The organism is Dyella sp. 05T440, from assembly GCF_056395965.1.
The window spans coordinates 23,347-32,264 of sequence record NZ_JBFTKN010000023.1 but is presented as its reverse complement, the minus strand read 5'-3'; the positions used below and the strand labels follow the sequence as shown (position 1 = coordinate 32,264).

Sequence of the window (8,918 nt, the reverse complement as noted above, 5' to 3'; positions counted from 1 at the left end):
GAGGTTGAAGGCGTAGAACAGCGGTGCTTGCGCAGCTTGCTGACGACCCATCATCGTGGCAACGTCCACTTGTCCGATGGGTAGGCAGTGAATCAGCTTCAGACGGCCGATTCAACTGACTTTTTCAACACAATCGACCCATAGCAGACCTTACGGTGGCAATCAGGATGGCTAAGCAGCAAGTGCTTGATGCGAAACATGTGCGAGCGCACTGCAAAGCCGTGCACGCGAGTCGGTGACTGACCGCTTGCGGCGAATGGAAAACCGTCCGAATCCGCCGATGTTTTTACGGTGATTTTTGCGGGTAGGCCAGATCACAGGCAAAGAAAAAGGGCTTGCATCGCCGCAAGCCCTTGATTCTATGGCGGAGAGGGTGGGATTCGAACCCACGGTACGCTTACACGTACGCCTGATTTCGAGTCAGTTCCATTCCACGTTAGAGTGCATTCCGCTGTCTGCGGGTTCTGCGTGATAGTACCTTGCAGCGACCGGCGCCATAGGGGGGGTAGGGTATGAAGAGATTCAACCTTCATGACATGTATGAGGCGGGCCGTACACTTGGGCGCATAGCCGAGATCGTCGGAACCGATGCGGCGCTCTCCAAGGCATATGACCTGTGGATGGCTCGGTATTGGTTGAACTCTTTGCTGGCCCCCGGCTCGGTCCTGTTAAATTCTGCCCGCCGCGCTGCTCAACCGGTGGTTGAGGCCATCACTGACATCGTCCCTATGGATTGGAACGATGTCATCCAGATCCCAGCCGATCGGGCCATTGGCTTTGGCGCGGCCAATCGGCTAAGTACCGTCATCTCAGATTTTCAGACGGTGCTCCGGATAGAAATGCCGGATGTCGCTGCCTTTGTTGTTGCGCAGAGGGGCATCTATCGAACAGACGATCTGATATCTGATGCTCAGAAGCACATCACTGCGCGGCATGTCGGTCTACTGCCGCCGCAAGCCCTGTCGGACATCAAGGATGCAGGAAAGTGCCTTGCCTTCGAGCTTGGGACCGCATGTGCGTTTCATTTATGGCGAGCCGTAGAGTCAACCATGGCTTTCTACTACCAGCTGGTCACCGAGCGTTCGTTCGCCGATGACAAGGTTCAGCGCAACTGGGGCGCTTACATCAAAGCGTTAGAGGGCGCCGGCGCAGACGAAAAAATAACGGCATTGCTGAGGCACATCAAAGACGAGTTCCGGAACCCGCAGACGCATCCAGAGGAAAGCGTCCAGGTGGACGAGGCCCAGAGATTGTTTCCAGTGGCGTTGAGCGCCATCGAGCAAATGCTTTCTACTGGTTATAAGACGGTCGCCGAACGGCATGCCAAAGAAGGCCGTATCCCGCCCGCTCCCACCTATGCGTATCTGACAGGCCAGACCCTGGGCGACATCGCGCTTGCGTTGGCCGGCGCAACCATGCCCAAGCTTGAGGCAAATGAGCAAAGCGGCGAATGAAGTGGCTAAGTCCATAACTCATTGACGACGCACTATCGCCAGAGGACCGGGAGTGTCCGCTGTCGGTGCCATTGAATGAACCAGGGGGAAGGATGAAGCGCTCGCTTTTCGTGTTGCTGTGGTCGGCATGCTTGGCGGCGGAAGCCTCGGCACAAGAGGCCAGCCCAATGTCTACGGCTCAACGTGACTTTATCCTTTGCGTGCGGCGGGCCGCTGTCAGGCTTGAACCATCTGGCGAGCCAGCATCTGACATTGCGTCTGGCGCGGTCTTCGCCTGCATGCCGAATGAGTTGAAGGTCGACAACCTGATTCTGCAAACCACGAACGCGGAAAGCACGCCCGCCGACATGCGCGCGACGGCAGAATTCTTCGCAAAGGCCCAGGTCGAATGGACACGCCTCTGCCGGAAGACAAAGGATTGCGCGTTTTCACCGTGAGCCGATTTGAATCGAATTGAAGCCGACGACCTGTGTGCATGGAGTGCCATCGAAGCACGAAGATTAGCTGGTCAGGGAACGTCCGCTTTCGATCCACAGTGGACCTTTCGAAACGGCCCCGATTGAGCAACAGCCGCAGAGTGACCAACACCAGCGTGCTGTTCAAACCGAGCCGGAACGCTGTTCAATCATTACCGGCGCCCGCACCTTTGAGCCAAGCAACCATCCCCGCGTTAGCTTGGTAGCCCGGCAGCTTGGGAGTCCGGCCAGCAGTAGGCAGTTGCTACAGGCCGGTACCGGCTGCGTGGTCAGGTCCAATCGGAATCCTCATCGGGAGACCGACCGTGCTCACCACGGGCACCACTACTTAGTAGCGCAACGCTGCGGTTCTCCGGTCGCCGAGCCCGCTATTCCTTGGCGGCATCTGCCCCATGAAACCGCTCCTTGAATACTGGGGCAAAGCGATTGAGAAACTCGCGCATTGAACCCTGAAAAGACATTGCTTCGCCGGGAAGCGCGACGCCTAAGGTCTTAGCAATCGTTATTGCGTAAGAGAGTTGCCTAGCGGACGGCGGTTGAAGATCTGCGTCAAGCAGCTCATGGAGCCTCTCGGCAAGGCGACCCTCGAAATTTGACCAACGAGTACCGTCCGCTAGGCGCTGGAGTTGGACGGCGATGGCCGCGCGAGCACCGGGCTCAATCACCAGTTCAATCGAGATATCCAGGTCGTCATCCACAAGTCGTAAACCCATGGCACCCTCCTGATACATATATATAGACTACATCTATGGTGGTAGCCATAAAAGTAGCAGCAACGTACGTTCGCCGACATGGATACGTTGGCACCACAAATGCGCCTCGCTGCCGTCATGCGGAAGCGACGGGAGGCGTTGGCGATCAGTCAGGAGACCTTTGCGGACTCCATTGGCATGCACCGGGCGTATTACAGCGGGCTTGAACGCGGCAAGCACAACATGACGCTTCAGACCTTGGCCAGGGTTGCTACGGGGCTTCGCACAGACATAGCCACACTAGCGAAGCAGGCCAGCATCTAATTGGTCAATAAGATGGTAATGGTCATATCAGGCGTTGAACGCCAACGGACCACACACGAGTGCTCGTCTGCACTGCAAACGCCAGCCTGATCAGTTCACGTCGAGGCATGGGCTAGTTCATCCAGCGGATCGACATTCGTCCGTGGTTCATTCAGCGGCAAGCCCAAGCCTTTTAGCAGACGTCATGGCCGAACCAACTGGCATACCCATAGATGCCTGACATCGCGTACCGACTCCGGATAATGGGCCCCGTGCAAGTTCCGGCCGGTTGCCAGACGTGACGGCTCGGCCACCACTGGACGACCCGGCGCATTAGGGAAATGGATGGCCAACGATTCAGGCATGCTTTTCCAGCGCGCTGACTGTTAAGCCCGGTCTAGTGCGCCGGGAGCAACTTCCATAGCTAGAACCGTGACGAAGAGCACATGGCTAAATGCTTAGGGTGGCCGGTGCTGAATTGCGCATAAGCTTACGACTGCCGTACATTTCTACTGTGGCGGGGAGATCAGCCACCGGGGACTTGCACAAGAAGCCAACGATTCAGGCACGCGCGAGCTGGCCATTTTAGATCGCGTTCTCTGAAAAGCCGGTCGGGCCGATGCGCAAGAATCGGGCACGGGGTTAGGGAGAGTACGGGATGCGTATGGAACGGGCCGTCCATTGGATGGTGGCTGTCTTTTCTTGTGTCTTCACTTTGGCGGCCTATGGCCAAGTAGCAGTTGGCGATAACTTCAACCAGCTCATAAAGCCACACACCGAAATCGCCGCACTCGGACCGGACCTATTCGGTGACAAAGTCGCCATGTATACCGGAACCACCGAATTCGCGGTGACCGATGTATCGATACCCGGAAACAACAACCTGTCCGTGGCGATAGGTCGGCGCTTCGTTGTACAGGAGCGATCGAAGAGTACAGGTCTGTATCCGGGCATCTTTGGCGATTGGGACTTGGACATTCCCCATTTGCATGGTGTGTTTGCCGCCGCGAGTGGCTGGCAGGTGTCAACCGCAAATCAACCGAATGCGCGATGTACGCTGCCCGCTGCCTTCACAAACAGCAATGGCGTGATAAACGGCACGCCACCCGTTGTGAGTGGAACCAATTCTGGCGCTTTTTCCAGTGCCGAATACTGGTCGGGCAACAAACTGTATGTCCCAGGGCATGGCGACAAGACGATGCTTGTCATCGATGCCGGTAACACTGACCGCCCCTCCGACGGCGCGCAATACCAGTGGGCCACGGAAGACCAGTGGGTATTTTCGTGCTTGCCCACCACGGCTAACGGGGCACCGGGAGAGGCTTTTGTCGCCGTTTCCCCGTCAGGTGTGCGATACACGTTCGATTGGTATGTATCGCGAGGATATGTACAACTCCAGAAACCGGTCACTATCTGCACGGTCCCAAGTCCGTCGTGCAATACGGTGCTCGATCGCAGCGAAGTGTGGATCTTGCCGACGAAGGTGCAAGACCGGTTTGGCAACTGGGTGACTTACAGCTACGACCCGGCCAATCCATGGCATCTAACTAGCATCACCTCCAGTGATGGAAGATCAATCAACCTTTCCTATACCGCTGGGTTGGTATCTACAGTCACCGCGGGTGCGCAATCGTGGGGATATACATACGATCAGTACGGTGGCCTGACGACGGTCACGCTCCCCGATAACAGCACGTGGACTAATAACCTTTCCGGCATTTTGTCGATTGTCACCGGAACATCGTTGCATTCGGACTGCGGCGATCCACCTCAGTATTTTGGCAATTCCGGTACGGGAGTCATCACGCACCCCTCCGGGGCGGTGGGCACTTTCACTTTCAGCGCAAGAAGGCACGGACGCTCCTACGTGCCGAGAAATTGCGCCTATTTGATCGGTGGTGCGTCCTATGCCACGGAGCCCGACACGATTGATGGCATTTCCGTCGATAGCAAGTCGATCTCCGGGGCGGGCTTCGCATCGCCGCTCACCTGGACGTACACCTATGGTCCGGATAACCGGAGCTTTCAGCAAGATTGCGCAAGTGGCTGCCCTACAACCAAAACGGTCACCGTCACGAACCCGGATACCACGTGGGCGCGGCACACCTTTAGCAATCAATACAATAGCGCTGAGGGCCGTGCGCTCATGGTCGAGACCGGTCAAGGCTCTTCCGTGCTTAAAAGCGAGACCCTTACCTATGTCCTCAACCCAGCTGGGCAACCGTACCCGTCCATCATCGGTCGGTCGCCGTGCTATTACTGCGACAATGAGGGGCAGCTGTTTCTACCGCTTGCATCTCGAACCATCTCCCAGGATGGCGTCACCTATTCCACGACTTACGGCTCGTTTGATGTCTTGGGCCGTCAGCTCAGTGCCACCAAATCCAGTTCCATCGGCTACTCCAAGTCCGAGACTACTCAGTACTCGGACAACGCAGCACTGTGGGTGCTTAGTCAAATTGCTCGCCAAACCACCAACGGGGTGGAGACATCGCGCATCGACTACGACCCGAATACAGCGCAGCCAACAGCCCATTACGTCTTCAGCAAGCTACAAAGCCAATATACCTTTCTCAGCGACGGTACACTCAACAAGCTCACCGATGGTCGCAGTTATACGACCACGCTCAGCAATTGGAAGCGGGGAATCCCTCAGTCCATCGCTTACCCGGATAGCTACAACGAAACCGTAGCCGTTGATGATCTGGGACGCATTACCTCCATCACGGATCGCGCAAATTACGTAACCAGCTATCAATACGACGGCGTCGGTCGTATTACCCGAATCGACTACCCGACGGGTGACGAAGTCGCTTGGTATCCGACGCTCTACACCTATGACTTTGTGACGAGTGCTGAGCGCGGTATCGCGGCAAATCATTGGCGACGGACGGTAAGCCGTGGGGATTCACGTCGAGTCACCTACTTCGACGTGTGGCTGCGCCCTATATTGACCGATGTTTTCAGTAACGTCGACGTGAACTCCCATGCCAACATTCGAACCGATTTCGACTGGAATGGTCAGAAGACCTTCGTCTCTTACCCGATGGCAAGTAGTCCTGATTGGGGTCAGATAACAAGCGGAACGACGACAACCTACGACGCGCTTCTGCGACCAACAGCTCTGCAGCAGGCTTCCGAACAGGGCGCACTGACGACATCCACGGTCTATTTGCAGGGGCAGCTGGCGACTCAGGTCACCGATCCAAAGCAAAACGTCAGAACGACGAACTATCAGGCGTTCGATGAGCCCGCCTACACATCCCCGGTGCTGATCCATGAGCCGGAAGGGGTGACGCAATCGATTGGGCGCGATGCCTTCGATAGCGTCACGTCGATCACGCAGTCGGGCAACTACGGAACCGAGAGCGACAGCGTCACGAAATACTTCTATTACGACGCCAACCATCTTCTATGCCGCATCGTTGAGCCGGAGAGCGGCAACCAGGTCATGTCTTACGACGGTGCAGATAATCTCAGCTGGTCAGCAACTGGAGTCTCGATCAGCGGCACGGATTGTGGCTATTCGCAGGTATCGAGTGCAGCCATGACCACCTACGGCTACGATCAAATGAATCGCGTTAAGACGATTCAGCCCCCGGCCAGTACCCAATCAACGGTCAACCAATATGACGCACTTGGGAACTTGTGGACGTCCACCTCTGGTATCACCACATGGACTGCTGGACGAAACAAGCTCGGACAGCTGACCTCGGAATCGCTAGGTGTCTCAGGTAACGGCGTCAACGTTATCCGCTACGCGCATGATTCCTACGGAAGCGTTCAAACAATCACATATCCTGACGGCGTTTCTGTCGGCTATGCCCCTGACGCGTTAGGGCGCGCCACCCAAGTGGGGGCGTATGCGACGACGATTAGCTACTACCCTGATGGAAGCGTCCAGCATTTCGTCTTCGGCAACGGCACAGACTACCTTGCCCAACAGAATGCGCGCCTATTGCTCAGCAACCTCACCTACGCGAAGGGAAGCACCATCAACCTCAGTGAGGATCTTAACTATGATGCCAATGCCAATATAACGTCGGTCAATGACCTAACGGGAGGTCCTCGCAGCAAATCATTCATCTACGATGGACTCGATCGGCTGACGCAGGCCCAAGCCCCAGGATTGTGGGGCACTGAAAACTACAGCTACGACCCGCTCAATAACATTCGCAGTAGGACCACTGCGGGTCAGGCATTTACTTACAACTACGACGCAATCAATCGCCTCAGCAATGTGGCGCAAGGCGCCTCTGCTATCGTCAGCTACCAATACGATTCCCGTGGTAACGTGTCGAACCGTAACGGTGTCTCGCTCAACTTCGACGCGAAGAATCAGCTTCTTAGTGTTGCGGGTTACGATAGCTACTCCTACGACGCCAACGCCCGCCGCGTCCTCAAGGCGCCATTTAACGGCGCCGCGCCCACGTACTACGCCTATACGGCAGATGGGCAACTGCTGTATCAGTTTGACGCTAGTACGACCAAGTCGATGGACTACATCTATCTTGGCAAGAAGCTCCTGGCGCGCAGCGAAAGCTATGCCTCAAGCATCCGGGGCAACATCGATGGCGTTTCGATTGACGGAGCGGGCAACGCCAGCGTTACCGGTTGGGCGTGCTCCTCCGGTTCAACTCAATCCGTCAATGTGGATCTCTATCTCGGCAGCGCATCTGGCACGTACATCGGTCGATACGCTGCCAATCAGTCGAGTGAGGCAGCTGTGGCGAGCGCCTGCGGCGTAGCGAGCGGTAGCTTCCGGTTCTCCATTCCGCTAACCGTGTCGACGCGCTCGCAGTACGCTGGTCAGGGCATCTATCTGTACGGCATCAATGCGGCGGGAACGGACAAGCTGCTTATTTGGGGTTCGGGCAATCCGGTCGTGCCGGCGCTGCCAGCAGCACCGCAGCCTCCCTCCACGATTTCGGCCACAGCGGCGGGCGATCTTTCGAGCATTGCGGTCGCCTGGTCGACGTCCACAGGAGCGACGAGCTATACCTTGCAAGAGAACGCCAATAATCAAGGATGGTCGAATGTGGCGAGCGGAGCGAGCACGAGCTTTACTCTGAGTAACCCATCGGACGGCAGCTACTCATTCCGCGTCCAAGCATGCAATGTGGGTGGCTGTGGTACCTACCAGCAATCTAGCACCGTAGCGATTGCCCATATCCCGCCGACTCCAGCTTCGATCAGTGTGCCTGGGACGGGTAATGGGCCTTTGACGGTGAGCTGGGCGGGCAGCGCCTACGCGACCAGCTACACGCTGGAGCAGAGCTTCAACAATGGCTCCTGGTCAGCTATCTATAGCGGCGCATCGACCAGCTATAGCTTCAGTATTGGTGCAACTGGAAGCTATGCGTATCGTGTCAAGGCATGCAACACGAACGGTTGTAGCACCGGCTATGCAACGAGTGGGACGGTTGTGGTAACCATTCCGCCGTCATCGGCTCCCAATATCAGTACGCCAGGGACGATCTACAGCAACAGCTACACCGTTAGCTGGTCAGGTGTGAGTGGTGCCACTTATTACAACTTACAGGAACAAGTGAATGGAGGCGGCTGGTCCACCGTCCAATCAAATGGTGCGCTGAGTTGGGGAGCTTCCGGTAAGGCTCACAACACCACGTACGGCTACCATGTTCAGGGATGCAACGCGGGCGGTTGCGGTCCGTGGAGCACGACGGGCACTGCTTACGTCTGGTTGATTCCCGCGGTGCCCGCTGCTCCCGTGCTCACGGCCAGCAATGGGAGTCATTTGACCAACCTGTATGTCAATTGGACCGCAGTGTCGGGTGCCACGTACTACCAGCTCGAGCTGACCTATCCGCAGGAGGGCATACGGCCCGTCGTTAACGTATCCGGGACGTATTACAACGCCATCGTTCACGAGCTCGGCTACATCAAGGGCCGCATCACGGCTTGCAACAGCTATGGTTGCTCTGGATGGAGTGGATATGGCCAAGTCTATGTGCAGACTCCCCCGTGAACGA

At 56.6% G+C, this 8,918-nt stretch carries 5 protein-coding genes; 4 read left to right on the top strand and 1 reads right to left on the bottom strand.

The window, feature by feature from the left end; genetic code table 11:
* The first annotated feature begins 512 nt into the window (after window positions 1-512).
* Both AC1DE1_RS20390 and AC1DE1_RS20385 read left to right on the top strand, forming a co-directional pair.
* The gene (locus AC1DE1_RS20390) at window positions 513-1,454 is read left to right on the top strand and encodes a hypothetical protein (RefSeq protein ID WP_477179295.1); all 942 of its coding nucleotides are present in this window, start codon (window positions 513-515) and stop codon (window positions 1,452-1,454) included.
* Between the two features lie 92 nt (window positions 1,455-1,546).
* A complete protein-coding gene (locus tag AC1DE1_RS20385; protein ID WP_477179294.1) occupies window positions 1,547-1,891 on the top strand; it encodes a hypothetical protein in 345 nt (114 codons plus the stop codon).
* A gap of 407 nt (window positions 1,892-2,298) precedes the next feature.
* On the opposite strand, the gene AC1DE1_RS20380 is transcribed toward AC1DE1_RS20385, so the two are convergent.
* Complete coding sequence (locus AC1DE1_RS20380; RefSeq protein ID WP_477179293.1) at window positions 2,299-2,643, bottom strand: hypothetical protein; 345 nt, start codon at window positions 2,641-2,643, stop codon at window positions 2,299-2,301.
* 78 nt (window positions 2,644-2,721) lie between these two features.
* Between AC1DE1_RS20380 and AC1DE1_RS20375 the strand changes: the two genes are divergently transcribed.
* Window positions 2,722-2,946 carry a helix-turn-helix domain-containing protein gene (locus tag AC1DE1_RS20375; RefSeq protein WP_477179292.1) on the top strand — a complete coding sequence of 75 codons (225 nt, stop codon included), beginning with the start codon at window positions 2,722-2,724 and terminating at the stop codon, window positions 2,944-2,946.
* Window positions 2,947-3,589: 643 nt separating this feature from the next.
* Window positions 3,590-8,914, top strand: coding sequence for a hypothetical protein (locus AC1DE1_RS20370; RefSeq protein WP_477179291.1), 5,325 nt, complete (start codon window positions 3,590-3,592; stop codon window positions 8,912-8,914).
* Window positions 8,915-8,918: the final 4 nt, after the last annotated feature.

Bases quoted from the DNA above. Each gene is read 5' to 3' on its own strand.
- AC1DE1_RS20370 (WP_477179291.1), top strand. From the start codon at position 3,590: ATGGAACGGGCCGTCCATTGGATGGTGGCTGTCTTTTCTTGTGTCTTC.
- AC1DE1_RS20385 (WP_477179294.1), top strand. From the start codon at position 1,547: ATGAAGCGCTCGCTTTTCGTGTTGCTGTGGTCGGCATGCTTGGCGGCG.
- AC1DE1_RS20380 (WP_477179293.1), bottom strand. From the start codon at position 2,643: ATGGGTTTACGACTTGTGGATGACGACCTGGATATCTCGATTGAACTG.
- AC1DE1_RS20390 (WP_477179295.1), top strand. From the start codon at position 513: ATGAAGAGATTCAACCTTCATGACATGTATGAGGCGGGCCGTACACTT.
- AC1DE1_RS20375 (WP_477179292.1), top strand. From the start codon at position 2,722: ATGGATACGTTGGCACCACAAATGCGCCTCGCTGCCGTCATGCGGAAG.